We start from the raw sequence: 353 nt of genomic DNA, 5'->3' as shown, positions 1-353 counted from the left end.
GCTCGAGACCATCGCCTGGGCGATCGCCTTGCGCACGCCCTTCACCGGGATGCGCTCCTCGCGCGAGTCCGGCCACTCCGGCGTCTGGATGTTGCGGAACACGCTCGCCTGGGTGGCCTCGCGCAGCACGTCGTCGCGCGTGATGTCGCCGATCGGGCCGGTCGCCGTCACCACGGCGAGGTCGACCCCCAGGTCTTTCGCGAGCTTGCGGATGGGCGGCTTGGCGATCACGGGCACCGACGACGCAGGCGCCGCTGCGGCTTCCGGCCGCGCCGGGATGCGCTGGGTCGCTGGCGCGACGTGCGTTCCGTGCGGCGGGTTCGCCGGCGTCGCCTCGATGACGGGGATGGAGG

At 73.4% G+C, this 353-nt stretch carries 1 protein-coding gene; it reads right to left on the bottom strand.

Going from position 1 to position 353, the window contains the following annotated elements; all coding sequences use genetic code 11:
- On the bottom strand, positions 1 to 231 hold a 231-nt coding region (locus AB4Z02_RS19385), incomplete at its 3' end, for an E3 binding domain-containing protein (RefSeq protein ID WP_441973016.1).
- Positions 232 to 353: the final 122 nt, after the last annotated feature.

Origin of the sequence: Pedococcus sp. 2YAF34 (assembly GCF_052114585.1) — a bacterium.
Taxonomy (GTDB): Bacteria; Actinomycetota; Actinomycetes; order Actinomycetales; family Dermatophilaceae; genus Pedococcus.
Note: the sequence above shows the minus strand (reverse complement) of the source record. Positions and strands in the feature narration are given on the sequence as shown.